Source organism: Methyloversatilis universalis EHg5, assembly GCF_000378945.1.
Classification (GTDB): Bacteria; Pseudomonadota; Gammaproteobacteria; order Burkholderiales; family Rhodocyclaceae; genus Methyloversatilis; species Methyloversatilis universalis_A.
Map to the genome: position 1 here is coordinate 2,114,796 of NZ_KB900539.1, position 16,924 is coordinate 2,131,719.

The 16,924-nt window shown below is 66.6% G+C and carries 21 protein-coding genes; 5 read left to right on the plus strand and 16 right to left on the minus strand.

All coding sequences use genetic code 11. The annotated features are described in order from the left end of the window. Positions 1–2 precede the first annotated feature (2 nt). From METUNV2_RS0109920 to METUNV2_RS0109960, 9 genes are all read right to left on the minus strand, one after another. Complete coding sequence (locus METUNV2_RS0109920; protein ID WP_018229319.1) at positions 3–476, minus strand: MarR family winged helix-turn-helix transcriptional regulator; 474 nt, start codon at positions 474–476, stop codon at positions 3–5. 109 nt (positions 477–585) lie between these two features. Then, positions 586–1,356 (minus strand): TrmH family RNA methyltransferase, encoded by a 771-nt coding sequence (locus METUNV2_RS0109925; protein WP_018229320.1) that lies wholly within the window; start codon positions 1,354–1,356, stop codon positions 586–588. Then, a complete protein-coding gene (locus tag METUNV2_RS0109930) occupies positions 1,356–1,820 on the minus strand; it encodes a CopD family protein (RefSeq protein ID WP_018229321.1) in 465 nt (154 codons plus the stop codon). Before METUNV2_RS0109930 ends, METUNV2_RS0109925 begins: the two co-directional genes overlap by 1 nt. Before the next feature lie 90 nt (positions 1,821–1,910). Beyond that, the gene (ahpF, locus tag METUNV2_RS0109935) at positions 1,911–3,482 is read right to left on the minus strand and encodes an alkyl hydroperoxide reductase subunit F (RefSeq protein ID WP_018229322.1); all 1,572 of its coding nucleotides are present in this window, start codon (positions 3,480–3,482) and stop codon (positions 1,911–1,913) included. A gap of 143 nt (positions 3,483–3,625) precedes the next feature. Beyond that, complete coding sequence (gene ahpC, locus METUNV2_RS0109940; protein WP_018229323.1) at positions 3,626–4,189, minus strand: alkyl hydroperoxide reductase subunit C; 564 nt, start codon at positions 4,187–4,189, stop codon at positions 3,626–3,628. A 75-nt stretch (positions 4,190–4,264) separates the two neighbouring features. Beyond that, positions 4,265–5,290, minus strand: coding sequence for an ACR3 family arsenite efflux transporter (gene arsB / locus METUNV2_RS0109945; protein WP_018229324.1), 1,026 nt, complete (start codon positions 5,288–5,290; stop codon positions 4,265–4,267). Positions 5,291–5,298: 8 nt separating this feature from the next. Next, positions 5,299–5,790, minus strand: coding sequence for an arsenate reductase ArsC (locus METUNV2_RS0109950; RefSeq protein WP_018229325.1), 492 nt, complete (start codon positions 5,788–5,790; stop codon positions 5,299–5,301). A 1-nt stretch (position 5,791) separates the two neighbouring features. Beyond that, the gene (locus METUNV2_RS0109955; protein ID WP_018229326.1) at positions 5,792–6,304 is read right to left on the minus strand and encodes an ArsI/CadI family heavy metal resistance metalloenzyme; all 513 of its coding nucleotides are present in this window, start codon (positions 6,302–6,304) and stop codon (positions 5,792–5,794) included. Positions 6,305–6,317: 13 nt separating this feature from the next. After that, a complete protein-coding gene (locus tag METUNV2_RS0109960) occupies positions 6,318–6,641 on the minus strand; it encodes an ArsR/SmtB family transcription factor (protein ID WP_018229327.1) in 324 nt (107 codons plus the stop codon). A gap of 198 nt (positions 6,642–6,839) precedes the next feature. Here METUNV2_RS0109960 and modA point away from each other — a divergent pair, with 198 nt between their 5' ends. From modA to METUNV2_RS0109985, 5 genes are read left to right on the plus strand one after another with little or no spacing between them, the layout of a single operon-like run. Further along, a complete protein-coding gene (modA, locus tag METUNV2_RS0109965; protein WP_232415657.1) occupies positions 6,840–7,547 on the plus strand; it encodes a molybdate ABC transporter substrate-binding protein in 708 nt (235 codons plus the stop codon). Further along, positions 7,547–8,221 (plus strand): molybdate ABC transporter permease subunit, encoded by a 675-nt coding sequence (gene modB / locus METUNV2_RS0109970; RefSeq protein ID WP_018229329.1) that lies wholly within the window; start codon positions 7,547–7,549, stop codon positions 8,219–8,221. Before modA ends, modB begins: the two co-directional genes overlap by 1 nt. Further along, positions 8,218–9,309, plus strand: coding sequence for an ABC transporter ATP-binding protein (locus METUNV2_RS0109975; protein WP_018229330.1), 1,092 nt, complete (start codon positions 8,218–8,220; stop codon positions 9,307–9,309). Before modB ends, METUNV2_RS0109975 begins: the two co-directional genes overlap by 4 nt. After that, positions 9,306–9,692, plus strand: coding sequence for a cupin domain-containing protein (locus METUNV2_RS0109980; protein ID WP_018229331.1), 387 nt, complete (start codon positions 9,306–9,308; stop codon positions 9,690–9,692). Before METUNV2_RS0109975 ends, METUNV2_RS0109980 begins: the two co-directional genes overlap by 4 nt. After that, the gene (locus METUNV2_RS0109985) at positions 9,689–10,024 is read left to right on the plus strand and encodes a cupin domain-containing protein (RefSeq protein ID WP_018229332.1); all 336 of its coding nucleotides are present in this window, start codon (positions 9,689–9,691) and stop codon (positions 10,022–10,024) included. The genes METUNV2_RS0109980 and METUNV2_RS0109985 overlap by 4 nt, the downstream gene beginning before the upstream one ends. A 27-nt stretch (positions 10,025–10,051) precedes the next feature. On the opposite strand, the gene rnhB is transcribed toward METUNV2_RS0109985, so the two are convergent. From rnhB to bamA, 7 genes are read right to left on the minus strand one after another with little or no spacing between them, the layout of a single operon-like run. Then, positions 10,052–10,648, minus strand: coding sequence for a ribonuclease HII (rnhB, locus tag METUNV2_RS0109990; protein ID WP_018229333.1), 597 nt, complete (start codon positions 10,646–10,648; stop codon positions 10,052–10,054). Continuing rightward, positions 10,645–11,796 carry a lipid-A-disaccharide synthase gene (gene lpxB / locus METUNV2_RS0109995; protein WP_018229334.1) on the minus strand — a complete coding sequence of 384 codons (1,152 nt, stop codon included), beginning with the start codon at positions 11,794–11,796 and terminating at the stop codon, positions 10,645–10,647. The genes rnhB and lpxB overlap by 4 nt, the downstream gene beginning before the upstream one ends. 1 nt (position 11,797) lies before the next feature. After that, positions 11,798–12,577, minus strand: coding sequence for an acyl-ACP--UDP-N-acetylglucosamine O-acyltransferase (gene lpxA / locus METUNV2_RS0110000; RefSeq protein WP_026188047.1), 780 nt, complete (start codon positions 12,575–12,577; stop codon positions 11,798–11,800). Then, positions 12,577–13,011, minus strand: a complete 435-nt coding sequence (gene fabZ, locus METUNV2_RS0110005; protein WP_018229336.1) for a 3-hydroxyacyl-ACP dehydratase FabZ — start codon at positions 13,009–13,011, stop codon at positions 12,577–12,579. The genes lpxA and fabZ overlap by 1 nt, the downstream gene beginning before the upstream one ends. 10 nt (positions 13,012–13,021) lie before the next feature. Beyond that, positions 13,022–14,062 carry a UDP-3-O-(3-hydroxymyristoyl)glucosamine N-acyltransferase gene (gene lpxD / locus METUNV2_RS0110010; RefSeq protein WP_018229337.1) on the minus strand — a complete coding sequence of 347 codons (1,041 nt, stop codon included), beginning with the start codon at positions 14,060–14,062 and terminating at the stop codon, positions 13,022–13,024. Positions 14,063–14,069: 7 nt separating this feature from the next. Continuing rightward, a complete protein-coding gene (locus METUNV2_RS0110015) occupies positions 14,070–14,591 on the minus strand; it encodes an OmpH family outer membrane protein (RefSeq protein ID WP_018229338.1) in 522 nt (173 codons plus the stop codon). Positions 14,592–14,622: 31 nt separating this feature from the next. Further along, positions 14,623–16,917, minus strand: coding sequence for an outer membrane protein assembly factor BamA (gene bamA, locus METUNV2_RS0110020; RefSeq protein WP_018229339.1), 2,295 nt, complete (start codon positions 16,915–16,917; stop codon positions 14,623–14,625). Positions 16,918–16,924 lie beyond the last annotated feature (7 nt).

Below are 16,924 nucleotides of genomic sequence, written 5' to 3' on the forward strand. Positions count from 1 at the left end.
ATTCAGCCCGGGCGGCCGGTGTCAGCGGCCGGTGGCACGCCCTGCTGGGCCGCACGCTCTATGGCCTTGAACACGCGCAGCGTGGCGTCCAGATCGGCGGCGTCGATGTCGGCCAGCACGCGCGCCCGCAGATCGACCAGCACCGCCTCGATCCGCAGCGTCAGCGCCCTGCCCGCCTCGGTAAACCACAGGGTCTTGGCGCGACGGTCGGTCGACGATTCCTCCCGCCGCAGCAGCCCGGCTGCTTCGAGCTGGTCGATCACCCGCACCAGCGAAGCGCCCTCGATGCCGATTTCCTTCGCCAGTTCGATCTGGCGCACCCCTTCCCCGAGGCGGCCGATGAACAGCAGCGCGGTGGCGCCAGAGGGCGAGATGCCATAGGTCCCCATCGCGTTCTGCGCCAGATGCTGCCAGTGGCGGCCGGTCTGCAGCAGCGAACGGGTGAGGCTGAGTCTGAGCTGATCGATCGTATCCATGGCCTCAAGATAGCAACCAACCAATTAATAAGCAAGCTAGTTAATTAATGGATACACATGCTCCGGATGGCTGCCCGCACCGGACGTGCAGGCGCGTGGCGGTGAGGACTCAGCCCGGACGGCGCTGCCGCGCCTGTTCAAACAGGCAGACGGTGGCCGCCATGGCGACGTTGAGCGACTCGGCACTGCCCGGCATCGGAATGATGACCGCGTCGGTTGCCAGCGCCGCCAGCGCCGGCGACAGACCGGCGCCTTCGTTGCCGAACAGCCAGGCCACCGGACCGCGCAGATCAAGGTCGTACAGCGCGGCGCGCGCATCCAGCCGGGTGGCGACGATGCGGCCCGGGTAGCCGGCCAGCAGCGCGGCCACGTCGCAGTGTTCGCGGATGCGCAGCGAAAAGTGCGCGCCCTGCCCCGAGCGCAGCACCTTGGGGCTCCACGCCTGTGCGCAGCCGGTGGTGAGCAGCACGTCGTGCACGCCGGTCGCCCAGGCCGCGCGCAGCAGCGTGCCGAGGTTGCCGGCGTCCTGCACCGCATCGAGCACCAGACAGTCGCCGCTGACCGCACCTTCGGGTTCCGGCGGCAGATCGACCAGCCCGAGCAGGCCGGCCGGCGTGTCGGTCGCGCTCAGTTCGTCGAACAGTGCGTCGGCCAGCAACAGCACCTCCTGCCCGTGCAGCAGCGAGGCGATTTCCGGCTGGTGCAGCGCGCGCTCGGCGACCAGCGCCATGCGCGGCCGCACGCCGGCCTCCAGCGCGCTGCGGAACAGGTGGGCGCCGTCAATCAGCGTCTGCCCGGCTTCGCGCCGCGCGCGTGCGGTGGTGGCCAGCTTGCGCAGCTGCTTGAACTGCGCGTTGTCGCGCGACTGGATGTGCTTCATCAGTGCGCCAGCAGATGGCCCAGCGTAGCGACCGCGATATTGATGAAGCCCAGCGTCGTGTTCAGCGCCACCAGCTTGCGGATCTGGCCGAGCACGGCAGCGCCGGCCGGCCAGTCGGCCGCATCCACCGCCCGCTGCAGCCGGCGCCAGGGTGCGAAGAACACGTGCATGAAGATGAGCATCATGACCAGGCCGATGCCGAACATCAGGTGCCAGTAGATCGGCGCTGCCTTCATGCCGACCGCCAGCATCATCGCCAGCCCGCTGCCGAGTATGGCCAGCACCGAAACCCAGACCGCCGGAAAGAAGCGCGCGAACACGCCGCGCCACAGCGTGAGGCGCGCTGGCGGTTCAAGCTGGCTGGCGGCCACCGGCCGCAGGCAGACATAGGCGAAGAACATGCCGCCGACCCATACGGTGACGCCGGCGATGTGCAGGAAAAGCATGAGGTAGTGAAGGTCCATGCAGAACTCCTTGGGGGCATGCGCCCGCTGTGGACATGAAACAGCCCGCAGGCCTTGCGGCCAGCGGGCTGCAGTGTACGCGAGCCGGCCTCAGGCCGGCGCGGACGTGCGGATCAGATAGTCGAAGGCGGAAATCGCGGCCTTCGAGCCCTCGCCCATCGCGATGACGATCTGCTTGTACGGCACCGTGGTCACGTCGCCGGCGCCGAACACACCGTGGGTGCCGGTTTCGCAGCGCGCATCGACCGGAATCTCGCCGTACTTCGTGAGCTCGATGCTGCCCTTGAGCCACTCGGTGTTCGGCACCAGACCGATCTGCACGAAGATGCCTTCCAGTTCCACCGTGTGCGATTCGCCGGTTGCACGGTCGGTGTACTTCAGCGCATTCACCTTGCCGTCGGCACCGCCGGTCACTTCGGTGGTCTGCGCCTGCAGGATCACCTTCACGTTGGGCAGCGACAGCAGCTTGCGCTGCAGCACCGCGTCGGCGCGCATCTGCTTGTCGAATTCGAGCAGGGTCACGTGGCCGACGATGCCGGCCAGATCGATCGCCGCCTCGACGCCCGAGTTGCCGCCACCGATCACCGCCACGCGCTTGCCCTTGAACAGCGGGCCGTCGCAATGCGGGCAGTAGGCCACGCCCTTGTTGCGGTACTCACGCTCGCCCGGCACGTTCATTTCGCGCCAGCGCGCACCGGTGGCCAGAATGACCGCGCGCGACTGCAGCGTGGCGCCATTGGCCAGATGCAGCGTCGCCAGCCCGCCCGGCTGTTCTGCCGGCACCAGCTTCTCGACCCGCTGCAGCGGCATCACGTCCACGTCATAGCTCTTGACGTGCTCTTCCAGCGCCGCGGTCAGCTTGGGGCCTTCGGTTTCCTTGACCGAAATGAAGTTCTCGATGCTCAGCGTGTCCATCAGCTGGCCGCCGAAGCGCTCGGCAACGATGCCGGTGCGGATGCCCTTGCGCGCCGCGTAGATGGCGGCCGCCGAGCCGGCCGGGCCACCGCCCACCACCAGCACATCGAACGGCGCGCGGGCGCTGATCTTCTCGGCGTCGCGCTTGGCGGCACCGGTGTCGACCTTGGCGATGATTTCCTCGATGGTCATGCGGCCCGAGGCGAACAGTTCGCCGTTCAGGAACACCATGGGCACCGCCATCACCTGGCGGTCGTCCACTTCCTTCTGGAACAGCGCGCCATCGATGGTGACCACCTTCACCCGCGGATTGAGCACCGCCATCAGGTTCAGCGCCTGCACCACGTCCGGGCAGTTGTGGCAGGACAGCGACATGAACACTTCGAAGCTGAAGTCGCCGTCGAGCGCCCGGATCTGCTCGATGATTTCGTCGGATACGCGCGGCGGGTGGCCGCCGGCCTGCAGCAGCGCCAGCACCAGCGACGTGAATTCATGGCCGAGCGGAATGGCGGCGAATCGCAGCGACAGGCTGCCGTCCGGACGCTGGATCGCGAACGACGGCGCGCGCGCGCCCGGCGTGTCGTCGGCGCTCACGCTGATCCGGTCAGACAGCGAGGCGATGTCGTCGAGCAGCGCCTGCAGTTCGCGCGCGGCGTTCGAATCGTCCAGCGCGGCCTTCAGTACGATCGGATGCTGCAGCTTTTCGAGGTAGGCCTTCAACTGGGCCTTGAGGGTGTCGTCCAGCATGATGTGCTCGGCTTTCCAAACGGGTGAAGCAGAAAACGAAACGCCCGGGCCGGGCGCGGTGCGCGATCAGACCCGGGCGTTCCGGCGGTGCGTCACCGGCAGACCTGCGCCTGCCGGTGTTGCTGCGCAGAGCGTGATCGCTCTTAGATCTTGCCGACCAGGTCCAGCGACGGGGTCAGGGTTTCTGCGCCTTCCTTCCACTTGGCCGGGCACACCTGGCCCGGATGGCTGGCGACGAACTGGGCTGCCTTCAGCTTGCGCAGGGTTTCGTTCATGTCGCGGGCGATTGCGTTGTCGTGGATTTCAGCGGTCTTGATCACGCCTTCCGGGTTGATCACGAAGGTGCCGCGCAGCGCCAGGCCTTCTTCTTCGATGTGCACGCCGAAAGCGCGGGTCAGCTGGTGGGTGGGGTCGCCAACCAGCGGGAACTGGGCCTTGCCGACGGCGGGCGAGGTTTCGTGCCACACCTTGTGCGAGAAGTGGGTGTCGGTGGTGACGATGTAGATTTCAGCGCCGGCCTTCTGGAATTCGCCGTAGTTGTTGGCAGCGTCCTCGACTTCGGTCGGGCAGTTGAAGGTGAAAGCGGCCGGCATGAACACCAGAACCGACCACTTGCCCTTGAGGTTCTCTTCAGTGACGGTGATGAACTTGCCGTTGTGGAAAGCGTTGGCCTTGAACGGCTGGACAGCGGTATTGACGATGCTCATCTCAGAGTCCTCTTCAGTTGTGGGGGGTGAAAGCGCGCATGATAGTGCGAATCCTGAGCTTTGTTTAGACTTGATCTAAGAAAGTTCAGCGGAATCCGGAAAAAGATGAGCGGTACGGCGCAGCAGCGCCACCAGCGACAGCATGACCGGCACCTCTACCAGCACGCCGACCACGGTCGCCAGTGCTGCGCCGGAGTGCAGTCCGAACAGCGAAATCGCCACCGCCACTGCCAGTTCAAAGAAGTTTGACGTGCCGATCAGGCAGGCCGGTGCGGCGATCGGGTAAGACAGTTTCATCCAGCGCGCGAGCACGAAGGCGATGGCGAAGATGCCATAGGTCTGCAGCACCAGCGGCACGGCGATCAGCGCGATCACGAAAGGCTGCGTGACCAGGGTTTCCGCCTGGAAACCGAACAGCAGCACGACCGTGGCCAGCAGACCGACGATGGACCAGGGCTTGAGCCGGGCCACGAAACGCCCGACCGCCGCCTCGCCACCGAGCAGCCGGCGCGTGAACACGCCGGCCGCCAGCGGCAGCACCACGTAGAGCACGGTAGACAGCAGCAGCGTCTGCCAGGGCACGTCGACATCGGTCACGCCGAGCAGGAAGGCGGCGATCGGCGCGAAGGCGAACACCATGACCAGATCGTTCACCGACACCTGCACCAGCGTGTAGCCGGGGTCGCCGCGGGTGAGCTGGCTCCAGACGAACACCATGGCGGTGCACGGCGCCACGCCGAGCAGAATCATGCCGGCGATGTATTCGGATGCCGACTGCGGATCCACCCAGCCGGCGAACAGGTGATCGAAGAACAGCACGCCCAGCGCCGCCATCGTGAACGGCTTGATCAGCCAGTTCACCACCAGCGTCAGCAGCAGCCCCTGCGGCCGCCGGCCGACGTCGCGCACCGCGGCGAAATCGATCTGGATCATCATCGGGTAGATCATCACCCAGATGAGCACCGCCACCACCAGATTCACATGCGCCAGCTCAATCGCGGCCACCGCCGCAAAGACCGCCGGCACGGCCAGGCCGAGCGCCACGCCCGCAGCGATGCTCAGGCCCACCCAAAGCGTGAGCCAGCGTTCAAACAGTCCCATGAAGAACCTCAGTGTGCAGCGAGATCGCGTGCGGTCTGCTGCAGCGTGAGCGCATGCAGCCGCTCGTCCGGCATCGCGACCAGTATTTCGAGACGACGGCGGATCAGCACCAGCGTGTCGCGGAAGGCGGTCAGCTTCGCCGCCTCGCTGCCGGCGACGAGCGACGGATCGGCATAGCCCCAGTGGGCGGTTGCCGGATGCCCGGGCCACACCGGACAGGTTTCACCGGCCGCGGCATCGCATACCGTGATCACCAGATCCATCTGCGGTGCGCCGGGCAGCGCGAATTCGTCCCAGGCCTTGCTGCGCACGCCGGCGGTGTCGACGCCCTGCTCCGCCAGCGCCTGCAGCGCGAACGGATTCACCGTGCCGCTGGGCGTGCTGCCAGCCGAAAAGGCGCGGAAGCGCTCGCCGCCCAGGTGGTTCAACAGGCATTCGGCGAGCACGCTGCGCGCCGAATTGTGGGTGCACAGAAAGAGCACATTGAGCGACTGCGCCACCTCAGCAGCACCCGGAACCGGAACTGCCGGTGCTCTTGATGCCGATGGACAGCGGCTTGCCGCGGGTGACCGGCGCACTCGGGGCATCGGGTGCCCTGGGCGCACAGCAGGCGCTGCCTTCGGCAGGCGTCGCGGCGCTTTCGTTGAACACCGGAATGTTGCCCAGCGTGTGGAAATGCTCCCAGGCGATGCCCTGCGGGTCGGTCACCCAGTGCTTTTCGCTGCGCGCGTAGCAGCAGGTGGTTTCGCCCTCGTCCAGCAGCGCCATGTCGGCCGCTTCGGCGCGCGACTTCATCGCCGCCAGTTCGGCCGGATCGTCGGTCTGTATGCCCAGGTGGTCGATGCCGGCCTTGCTGCCGCGGGTGGAAATCGCGAAATTGACCGGCGGGTCGTCGAGCATCCACTTCGCGTAGTCGGATTCCGAGCGCGCCGGCTGCGCGTCGAACAGCCGGTTGTAGAAGGCGATGCTTTTCGCAAGGTCGTCGACGTGCAGATGGACGTGGAAGCGCTTCATGTCGTGTCTCCGGTCAGCAGTTCGTGCAGGCAGGCGGGGTGGCCGCGCAGGGCTCGCCGGCGCAGCAGTTCTCGGTCAGATAGGCCATCAGTGCGCCCATGCGCGCGTAGTCCGCGCGGTAGATCAGGTTGCGGCCGCTGCGCGCTTGCAGCAGCAGGCCGGCGTTGCACAGCTCTTTCAGATGAAAGGACAGCGTGGTCGGCGCGACCGCCAGCGCCTCGCCCAGCCGGCCGGGCGTCAGGCCCTCCGGCCCGGCCACCACCAGCGCCCGGAATACCCGCAGCCGGATGTCGTGCGCCAGCGCACCGAGTGCGCGGATGATGTCCTGTTCTTCCATACTTCAATTATTGTTGAAGTGTTGGCCGGGCACAAGTGGCCGGAACCGCGGAAAGCGAAATCGGCTACCCTTGCTCCTGTATTCAGAAGTGAACTTCATATGTACCGTCGTCTGCTTCCATTCCCACTTCCGCTCCCGCTTCTGTTCCTCTTTCTCGCGCTGTGCTTCGGCGGCGTTCGCGCGGCCGAGCCGCCTGCAGTGGCGGCAGCCGCCGACCTCAAGTTCGCGCTGACCGAAGCGGCCACGCAGTTCGAGCGCGACAGCGGGCAGAAGGTGAGGCTCAGCTTCGGCTCCTCCGGCAACTTCACCCAGCAGATCGAGAACGGCGCGCCGTTCGAACTGTTCCTGTCGGCGGATGAAGCTTTCGTGTTCCGGCTGGCCGAAGCGGGCCACACGCTGGACCGTGGCGCGCAGTACGCGATCGGCCGTCTGGTGCTGTTCGTGCCCGAGCGCTCGCCGCTGAAGCCGGACGCGACGCTGGAAGACCTGCGCGCGGCGCTGACCGACGGCCGGCTGCGCCGCTTCGCCATCGCCAACCCGGAACACGCGCCCTACGGTCGCGCCGCCCGCTCGGTGCTGCGTCACGCCGGCCTGTGGACCGCGATCGAGCCGCGCCTGGTGCTGGGCGAGAACGCCGCCCAGGCCATGCAGTTCGCCGCATCCGGCGCCAGCCAGGGCGGCATGGTGCCGCTGTCGCTGTCGCGCGCGCCGGACATCGCCCGTCAGGGGCGCTTCGTGCCGCTGCCGGCCGAATGGCATGCCGACGAGCCGCTGCGCCAGCGCATGGTGCTGCTGAAAGGCGCTGGCGCCACCGCGCGCGCCTTTCACGACTGGCTGCGCAGCCCGGCCGGACGCGATCTGCTCGCCCGCCACGGTTTCACGCGGCCGGAGACATCGGCGCCCTGATGGACGCGACCGCCATCGCCCTGTCGGCCCGGCTGGCCGGCGTGACGCTGCTGGTGCTGCTGCCGCTGGCGGTGCTGCTCGGCCGCTGGCTGGCGGTCACCCGCACCCGCTTCAAGCCGTGGATCGAAGGCCTGCTGGCGCTGCCGCTGGTGCTGCCGCCCACCGTGGTCGGCTACTACCTGCTGGTGGCCATGGGCAACCAGAGCGCGCTTGGCCGACTGTTCGAGGCGCTCGTCGGCCACGCGCTGGCGTTCAGTTTCGGCGGCCTGGTGTTCGCCTCGGTGCTGGTGAACATTCCGTTCGCAGTGCAGCCGGTGCAGCGCGCCTTCGAATCGATCGCGCCCGACCTGCGCGAAGCGGCGCAGTGCTGCGGGCTCACCCGCTGGCAGGCGCTGTGGCGCATCGAACTGCCGCTGGCCTGGCCCGGCCTGCTGTCCGCAGCGGTGCTCACCTTCGCGCACACGCTGGGCGAATTCGGCGTGGTGCTGATGGTGGGCGGCAATATTCCGGGCGAAACGCAGACGGTGGCCATTTCCATCTACGACCGCACCCAGTCCTTCGATCACGCGTCCGCCGGCGCCATGGCCGCCCTGCTGCTCGTCATTTCGCTGGTCACGATGGCGGTGAGCTACGGACTGGTGGAGCGCCTGATGCGCAGGCGGCGCAGCGCATGAGCCTGTCGCTCGACCTTCGCCACGACGGCCCGCCGCTTGACTTCCGCGCCGATCTGCCGCGCGGCCGCATCACCGCCCTGCTCGGCCCGTCGGGCAGCGGCAAGACCTCCATCCTGCGCGCGATCGCCGGTCTGCTGCCGGTGCGCGAAGCGCGCGTCACGCTGGAGGGCGAACACTGGGACGGCGCCGGTGTCCGCCTGCCCACCCGCGCGCGCAGCATCGGTCTGGTGTCGCAGCATTACGCGCTGTTCCCGCACCTGAGCGCGCTCGGCAACGTCGAAATGTCGCTCACCCACTTGCCGGCCGCCGAACGCCGCGCGCGGGCGCTCGAAGTGCTGGCGCTGGCCCATGTCGGCGGGCTGGAACACCGGCGGCCGCACGAACTGTCCGGCGGCCAGAAACAGCGGGTGGCGCTGGCACGCGCGATCGCCCGCGCGCCGCGGGTGCTGCTGCTGGACGAGCCGTTTTCCGCGGTCGACCGCAGCACCCGCAAGCGCCTCTACCTGGAACTGCGGCGGCTGCACGAACAGCTGCGCAACACCGTCGTGCTGGTGACCCACGATCTGGACGAGGCGGCGCAGCTGGCTGACCATCTCTGTCTGGTGCGGCACGGCCGCCTGCTGCAGGCAGGACCTGCGTCCGACGTGCTCAACCGGCCGCGCAGCGTGTCGGCCGCGCGGCTGCTCGACATTCCGAACGTGTTCGAAGGCCGGCTGACGCGCGACGCCGGCGACGAACGTCTGCTGCACTGGGGCCCGCACCGCCTGCGCGTGGCTGCACTCGACCCGGCTTTACCGGACGGCCTGCTGCGCTGGGCGGTGCTGCCGTCCAATGTGCTGCTGGCGCACGCCGACCGGGCGTGGAATAGCGATCTGGAAAACGCGGTGCAGGCGCGGGTGCTGGAGGTGGTTGAGCTGGGTGGCGAAGCGGTGGTGCGGGTGCAGCCGGCCGGGCTGGCCGACGCGCCGCTGCAGCTGCGCCTGCCCACCCGCGCCATCCGCCGCCATGCGGTGAGCCGCGACGCTGACGTGACGCTGTGCCTGCGCAGTGCCGACATCGTGCCGCTGTGCGACGATGCCGCCCCATGAGCACGCATTGCACGCCCCACACCCGCTACGCCGACATTCTGGCCTATGTGACCAAGGACGGTTCAGTCATCCGCGAACTGATGCACCCGCAGCAGCACGGCGGCCGCGCGCAGAGTCTGGCCGAAGCCACCGTGCCGCCAGGTACCCGCACACTGCTGCACCGGCATGCGCTCACCGAAGAGCTGTACCACGTGACCGCAGGGCGCGGCCTGATGACGCTGGGCGAACATCGCTTCGAGGTCGGGCCGGGCGACACCGTGCTGATTACACCGGGCACGGCGCACTGCATCGAGACACTGGGCGACATTCCTCTGACGTTGCTGTGCTGTTGCAGCCCGGCCTATGCGCACGCGGACACCGAACTGCTGGACGCTATGCCGTGAGCGGCAATCTGTTCGCCGGTCTGCCGTCCGCTCCGGAGACGGACGAACGCTTCGAACTGCTGCACGCGGGTGCCGGTGTACGGATCGAACGCATCGTATCTACCGGCCAGTGCAGCCCGCCCGGCTTCTGGTACGACCAGCCGGACGATGAATGGGTGGTGCTGCTGTCAGGCAGCGCGCAATTGCGGCTGGCCGACGAAGAGGCGCCGCGCGCGCTGCGCCCGGGTGACTGGGTATTCATTCCGGCGCGTGCGCGCCATCGGGTGGAGGCGACCGACCCGGAACAGGTGTCGGTCTGGCTGGCGGTGCATCTGCCGGCGAAGACCGCCTGACTCAGCAGCGAGCGCCCGTCCGCGGGGTCAGTCGGTCTGGCCGAAATCGAGCGCGCACTGGGCCACCGGTGCGAAGCTGCGGCGATGGATGGGCGACGGGCCGTGCGCCCGCAGCGCCGCCAGATGTTCTGCGGTCGGGTAGCCCTTGTGCTTCGCGATGCCGTACAGCGGATACTGTTCGGCCCACTGCAGCATTTCGTGATCGCGACCGGTCTTGGCCAGGATGGAAGCCGCCGAAATGGCCGCTTCCGACGCGTCGCCGCCGACGATGGCGCGCGCTGGCACGATGAGGCCGGGCGGCACACGGTTGCCGTCGATCAGCGCCTCGTCCGGCCGCACCGCCAGCCCCTCCACCGCCCGCCGCATTGCGAGGAAAGTGGCGTGCAGGATGTTCAGCCGGTCGATTTCCTCCACCGTCGCGATGCCCACCGCCCACGCCAGCGCACGCTCGCGTATCAGCGGCGCCAGTGCCTCGCGCTTCTTTTCCGACAGCTTCTTGGAATCGTTCAGCCCGGCGATGGGCCGGGCCGGATCGAGGATGACCGCGGCGGCATAGACCGGCCCGCACAGCGGCCCCCTGCCCGCTTCGTCGACGCCGGCCTGCAGCAGCACGGTGCCGCTCATGCCGGCGGCAGATGCGGCAGGATGGCCTGTGCCGCACGCGCGGCAGTGCCCTGCCGCAGCGTGTGGTGGATGCGCTCGAATTCCTCGATCTGCGCGCTGCGCGCGACCGGGTCGCCGAGCAGCGCGTCCAGCGCGTCGGCCAGTTTTTCCGGTGTGGCGTCGTGCTGCAGCAGTTCGGGCACCAGCGACCGGCCGGCCAGAATGTTGGGCAGGCCCACCCAGGGCTGATAGGCCATGCGCTTCATCAGCAGATAGCTCAGCCTGTGGATGCGGTAGGCCACCACATGCGGTGCGCGGCACAGCGCGGCTTCCAGCGTGGCGGTGCCGCTGGCCACCAGCGCCACATCACTGGCCATCAGCGCGTCGCGCGCGTGGCCGAACAGGATGGACAGCGGCAGCTCGTTGGCCTGGCAGTCCCACAGCGCCTGTTCGAACTGCTGCCGGGTTTCGCGCGTGGTCAGCGGCACCAGAAAGCGCAGATCCGGATGGCGGCGGTGCAGCAGCTGGGCGGCACCGATCCAGACGTGTGCGTTGTACTGCAGTTCGGACTGGCGGCTGCCCGGCAGCAGCGCGACGATGCGCGCATCGACCGGCAGAGCCAGCCGCTCGCGCGCCGCGAAGCGCTGTGGCTCCGGTGAAATTTCGTCGGCAAAGGGGTGGCCGACATAGCTCACCGGCACGCCGGCCTTTTCGTAGATCGCCGGCTCGAACGGGAACAGGCACAGCATGCGCGACACGCTGCGCGCGATGCCCTTGATCCGTCCGCCGCGCCAGGCCCAGATCGACGGGCTCACGTAGTGGATGGCGGGCACGCCGGCGTCCTTGAGGCGCTTTTCGAGCCAAAGGCTGAAATCCGGCGCATCGACGCCGATGAAGGCGGCCGGCCTGTCCTTGAGCAAACGGTTGAGCAGATCGCGGCGTATGCCCGACAGTTCGCGGTAGTGCTTCAGCACTTCGAAATAGCCGCGCACCGCCAGCTTTTCCGACGGCCACCAGGCCTTGAAACCGGCACCTTCCATGCGCGGGCCGCCGATGCCGACGAAATCGATGTCGGGCCGGACGGCCTGCAGGGCCTTGATCAGATGCGCGGCCAGCTGGTCGCCCGACGCTTCGCCGGCGACCATGGCCACCGTGATGCGGTCGGCCATGTCAGCGGATGATGCCGCGTCCGCCGGCTTCCAGGAAATCGGACAGCAGCGCGACTTCCGGCGTGCTCTTCGCCACCTCGGCGATGGCAGCGCGCGCTTCGTCCAGCTTCAGGCCTTCGCGGTACAGCGTCTTGTACGCGCGCTTGATCGCCATGATGGCTTCGCTGCTGTAGCCGCGGCGGCGCAGGCCTTCGCTGTTGATGCCGTGCGGCGTCGCCGGCACGCCATTGGCCAGCACGAAGGGCGGTACGTCCTGCAGCACGCTCGAATGCACGCCGCAGAAGCTGTGCGCACCGACGCGCACGAACTGGTGCACGCCGGTGAAGCCACCGAGAATGGCCCAGTCGCCCACATGGACGTGGCCGGCCAGCGCGGTGTTGTTGGCCATGATGGTGTGGCTGCCGACCTGGCAGTCGTGTGCCACGTGAACGTAGGCCATCAGCCAGTTGTCATCGCCCAGACGGGTGACGCCGCCGTCCTGCACCGTACCGCAGTTCATCGTGACGTATTCGCGCACGGTGTTGCGGTCGCCGATGATGAGCTGGGTCGGCTCGTTGGCGTACTTCTTGTCCTGCGGATCGCCGCCGATCGAGCAGAACGGGTGAAACACGTTGTCGCTGCCGATGCGGGTATGGCCCTGGATCACCACGTGCGGATGCACTTTGGTACCCGCGCCGATGTCGACGTTCGGACCGATCACGCTGTAGGCGCCGATCTCGACGCTGTCGGCGATGCGCGCTGCCGGATCGACAATCGCGGTCGGATGAATCTGCGCAGCCATCAGGTCGGGCGCACTGCGCACAGCAGTTCGGTTTCGGCCACCACGCCGCCATCCACCCGGGCGCGCGCCTGGTATTTCCAGATGCCGCGCGAATGCCTCAGCAGTTCCACTTCCAGAATGAGCTGGTCGCCCGCCATGACCGGCTTCTTGAAGCGGGTGTTGTCTACGCCACAGAGGTAGTAGACCGAATCGGCATCCGGCGTCGTGCCCAGCGTTTCGAAGGACAGGATGGCGGCCGCCTGGGCCAGCGCCTCGACGATGAGCACGCCCGGCATGACCGGGTGGTTCGGGAAGTGGCCGGGGAAGAAGGGCTCGTTGATGGTGACGTTCTTCAGCGCGCGGATGTGCTTGCCCGGCTCGACTTCGAGCACGCGGTCCACCAGCAGGAAAGGAAAGCGGTGCGGCAGCGACTTCAGTACCGCGTGGATGTCCATCGATTTCAATTCAGTCTTCCTTATTGCCTTGCAGCGTTGCAAGTTGTTGCTCGAGCGCCTTGATGCGGTCAGCCATCGAGTCGAGGTGGCGCAGGCGCGAGTAGTTGCGCGTCCAGTCCTTGTGTTCCATCGACGGCACCGAGCCGGTATAGACACCGGGCGCCGGAATGGACTTGGTGGCGAAGGACACCGCGGACACCACCACGTCGTCCACGATGTCGATGTGGCCCATGATGTTGGCCGAGCCACCGATCATGCAGCGCTTGCCTATGGTGGTGCTGCCGGCGACACCTGAGCAGGCCGCCATCGCAGTGTGCTCGCCGATGCGCACGTTGTGGGCGATCTGTATGAGGTTGTCGAGCTTCACCCCGTTCTCGATCACCGTGTCCTCGAGCGCGCCGCGGTCCACCGTGGTGTTGGCGCCGATCTCGACGTCGTTGCCGATCAGCACGCGGCCGATCTGCGGAATCTTGACCCAGCTGCCGTCGCCTTCGCGGGCGAAACCGAAGCCGTCGGCACCGATCACCGCACCGGAATGCAGGATGCAGCGTTCGCCCACCACGCAGTGCGGATAGATCACCACGCGCGGATGCAGCCGGGTGCCCGCGCCGATACGCACGCCCTCGCCCACCACCGAACCGGCGCCGATCACGACGTCGGCGCCGATATCAGCGCCGTCGCCCACCACCGCACCGGCGGCGACGTAGGCCGACGGATGCACGCGGGCCGACGGATGCACGCTCGCCGCGGCATCCACGCCGGCAGCCGGACGGATATCCGGGTTGAGCAGCTGGGCCACGCGGGCGAAATACAGATAGGGATTGCGCACCCGGATGTGGGTGCGTTCAAGACCTTCACCGTCCTTCGGTGGCACGATGACCACCCCGGCCGTGCTGGAAGCCAGCGCGGCGCGGTACTTCGGATTGGACAGGAAGGAAATGTGGGCCGGGCCGGCGCTGTCCAGCGGTGCGACCTGCTCGACCATCAGGTCGGCGTCGCCATGCAGTTCGCCGCCCAGACGGGCGACGATGTCGCCAAGTCGGGCTGCCATGGATGCCTTACTTGGTTGCGGGAGGGTCAGCCAGCGCCTTCAGCACCTTTTCGGTGATGTCGATGCGCGCGCTGCGGTAGACCACTTCCTGGAAGATGATGTCGTACTTCTCGGCCTCGGCGATCACCTTGATCGCCTTGTTGGCCCTGTCCAGCACGCCCGACAGTTCTTCGTTGCGGCGCTGGTTCAGATCTTCGCGGTATTCGCGTTCCTTGCGCTGCATGTCGCGCGTCAGTTCGCTGAATTCGCGCTCCTTGGCGCGGCGGTCGCTGTCCGACAGCGTGACCGCATTCTTTTCCATGTTCTGCTGCATGGCCTGCAGCTGCTTGGCCATGCGCTCCAGTTCCTGGCTGCGCTTCTCGAATTCCTTCTCGAGCTTCTTCTGGGCGCGCACTGCCGGGGCCGCCTCGCGCAGGATGCGCTCGGTGTCGACAAAACCGATCTTCACGTCGTTTTCCGCGTGAACCGGGGCGGCCAGCAGGAGCGCCAGCGAGGACAGAGCAGCAAGAAGTGCGGAGCGTGCGGACATACTCGACCTGTTCATTCGGTGCGTGTTTCGATCAGAACACATTACCCATCTGGAACTGGAAGCGCTGCAGACGATCGGTCGGTTCCTTGTTCAGGGGCTGTGCAATGCTGAACTTCAGCGGTCCCATGGGTGAACTCCACGCCACGGAAAGGCCGGCACTATAGCGCAAATCGCTGACGCTCAGGCTCTGGCCATCTGCCCACACGTTGCCGGCGTCGAAGAAGGTGCCCAGGCGCAGCGTCTTGTCCTGCCCCATGCCGGGGAAGGGGAACAGCACTTCGGCGTTCATGACCAGCTTGCGGTCACCGCCGATGGTGGTACGCAGCAGATTGCCATTGGCGTCGCGGTCGCGCTGGCCGATGGAGGCGGTTTCGAAACCGCGCACCGAGCCGATGCCGCCCACGTAGTAGTTCTTGTAGAAAGGCAGCGGCTTGCCGCCGTAACCGCGGCCGTAACCCAGTTCGCCGTTCAGCATCAGCACGAAATCGCCCCAGAGCGGGAAATAGGTCTGGTGCTGGTACGAAGCCTTCATGTAGCGCAGATCACCCGGCGGTACCGACACTTCGCCATTGACCCGCTGGACCGAGCCGCGGGTCGGGTAGATGAAGCTGTCGCGAGTATCGCGGCCCCAGCCTATCGTGCTGATCAGCGAGGTATTGCTGTCTCCAAACTCGTTAACGAAGTTCTTGTAGCGCTGCGGGCTGTCGGCAAAGGTGTCGATCGAGGTCTGGTCGACTGCCAGACCGAAGTTGATCCGGTCGTCTTCGCGGATCGGGAAGCCCCAGCGCAGACCGGCGCCGATGGACGAAGTACGGTAGTTGCCGATGTTCAGGCGGGTCGGATCCACATTTCGCATGTACAGGTCGAAGCCGCGCGAAATGCCGTCCGGCGTGTAGTACGGATCGGTGAAGGACAGCGCGTAGGTCTTGTTGATGCTGCCACTATTCAGGCTCAGCGACAGCGACTTGCCGCTGCCGAACAGATTCTGCTGCGACACGGAGGTCGACAGGATGAGGCTTTCCGAACTGGAGAAGCCGGCACCGAACATCAGGTTGCCGGTCGGCTTTTCCTTCACCGTGATGTTCACGTCGACCTGGTCGGTACTGCCGGGCACCGCCGGCGTTTCGATGGTCGCGGCGTCGAAGTAGCCGAGACGGTCGACCCGGGTACGCGAGCGGTTGATCTTCTCGCCGTCGTACCAGGCACCTTCCATCTGGCGGAATTCGCGGCGGATCACCTGATCGGCGGTCTTGCTGTTGCCGACCACATTGATCCGGCGCACATAGACGCGGCGGCCCGGATCGACGAACACGGTAAAGGCCACCGTGCGCTTGTCCTTGTCAGGTTCCGGCACTGCATTCACGTTGGCGAAGGCATAGCCTTCGTTGGCCAGACGGTCGTTGATCGCCTTCGTGGTATCGGTCAGGTTCTTGCGCGAGAACTCGTCGCCGGTCTTCAGCTTCACCAGCTTGCGCAGTTCCGCCTCCGGCAGCAGCAGGTCGCCCGACATCTTCACGCCCGAGATGGTGTAGCGCTCACCCTCGGTGATCGAAATCGTGATGTAGATGTCCTGCTTGTCCGGCGTGATCGACACCTGGGTCGAATCGATATTGAATTCCAGATAGCCGCGGTCCAGATACCAGCTGCGCAGCGTCTCGACGTCAGCGCCGAGCTTCTGCTTTGAATACTGGTCGTTCTTGGTGTACCAGCTGAGCCAGTTCGGCGTGGTCAGCGTGATCATCTTGAGCAGATCCTTTTCCTTGAACGCGCTGGCGCCCACGATATTGATCTGGCGGATCTTGGCGACTTCGCCTTCATCGACCTGGAAGCTGATGGCCACCCGGTTGCGCTCAAGCGGCGTCACCGTGGTCTTGACCTCGACCGAATAGCGGCCACGCGACAGGTATTGACGCTTCAGTTCCTGTTCTGCGCGTTCGAGCACCGCGCGGTCGAAAATGCGCGATTCGGCCAGACCCACTTCACGCAGGCCCTTCTTGATCGCTTCCTTGTCGAACTCCTTCATGCCGGTGAAGTCGAGCGACGCGATGGCCGGGCGCTCTTCGATCACCACCACCAGCACGTCGCCTTCGGCTTCGATCCGCACGTCCTTGAAGAAGCCGGTGGCGAACAGCGCCTTGATCGCCTGGGCGGCCTTCTCGTCGTTGAAGCTTTCGCCGACACGGACCGGCAGGTAGTTGAACACCGTACCGGCTTCGGTGCGCTGTATGCCTTCGACCCGGATGTCGCGGACGACGAAGGGTTCGAATGCGTAGGCATGAGCGGACAGCAGGCCCGCAGTCAGTGCGGGCAGGAGAAACTTGCGCATCGGGGAA

Bases quoted from the DNA above. Each gene is read 5' to 3' on its own strand.
- METUNV2_RS0109920 (WP_018229319.1), bottom strand. From the start codon at position 476: ATGGATACGATCGATCAGCTCAGACTCAGCCTCACCCGTTCGCTGCTG.
- METUNV2_RS0109925 (WP_018229320.1), bottom strand. From the start codon at position 1,356: ATGAAGCACATCCAGTCGCGCGACAACGCGCAGTTCAAGCAGCTGCGC.
- METUNV2_RS0109930 (WP_018229321.1), bottom strand. From the start codon at position 1,820: ATGGACCTTCACTACCTCATGCTTTTCCTGCACATCGCCGGCGTCACC.
- ahpF (WP_018229322.1), bottom strand. From the start codon at position 3,482: ATGCTGGACGACACCCTCAAGGCCCAGTTGAAGGCCTACCTCGAAAAG.
- ahpC (WP_018229323.1), bottom strand. From the start codon at position 4,189: ATGAGCATCGTCAATACCGCTGTCCAGCCGTTCAAGGCCAACGCTTTC.
- arsB (WP_018229324.1), bottom strand. From the start codon at position 5,290: ATGGGACTGTTTGAACGCTGGCTCACGCTTTGGGTGGGCCTGAGCATC.
- METUNV2_RS0109955 (WP_018229326.1), bottom strand. From the start codon at position 6,304: ATGAAGCGCTTCCACGTCCATCTGCACGTCGACGACCTTGCGAAAAGC.
- METUNV2_RS0109960 (WP_018229327.1), bottom strand. From the start codon at position 6,641: ATGGAAGAACAGGACATCATCCGCGCACTCGGTGCGCTGGCGCACGAC.
- modB (WP_018229329.1), top strand. From the start codon at position 7,547: ATGGACGCGACCGCCATCGCCCTGTCGGCCCGGCTGGCCGGCGTGACG.
- METUNV2_RS0109975 (WP_018229330.1), top strand. From the start codon at position 8,218: ATGAGCCTGTCGCTCGACCTTCGCCACGACGGCCCGCCGCTTGACTTC.
- METUNV2_RS0109980 (WP_018229331.1), top strand. From the start codon at position 9,306: ATGAGCACGCATTGCACGCCCCACACCCGCTACGCCGACATTCTGGCC.
- rnhB (WP_018229333.1), bottom strand. From the start codon at position 10,648: ATGAGCGGCACCGTGCTGCTGCAGGCCGGCGTCGACGAAGCGGGCAGG.
- lpxB (WP_018229334.1), bottom strand. From the start codon at position 11,796: ATGGCCGACCGCATCACGGTGGCCATGGTCGCCGGCGAAGCGTCGGGC.
- lpxA (WP_026188047.1), bottom strand. From the start codon at position 12,577: ATGGCTGCGCAGATTCATCCGACCGCGATTGTCGATCCGGCAGCGCGC.
- fabZ (WP_018229336.1), bottom strand. From the start codon at position 13,011: ATGGACATCCACGCGGTACTGAAGTCGCTGCCGCACCGCTTTCCTTTC.
- lpxD (WP_018229337.1), bottom strand. From the start codon at position 14,062: ATGGCAGCCCGACTTGGCGACATCGTCGCCCGTCTGGGCGGCGAACTG.
- METUNV2_RS0110015 (WP_018229338.1), bottom strand. From the start codon at position 14,591: ATGTCCGCACGCTCCGCACTTCTTGCTGCTCTGTCCTCGCTGGCGCTC.
- bamA (WP_018229339.1), bottom strand. From the start codon at position 16,917: ATGCGCAAGTTTCTCCTGCCCGCACTGACTGCGGGCCTGCTGTCCGCT.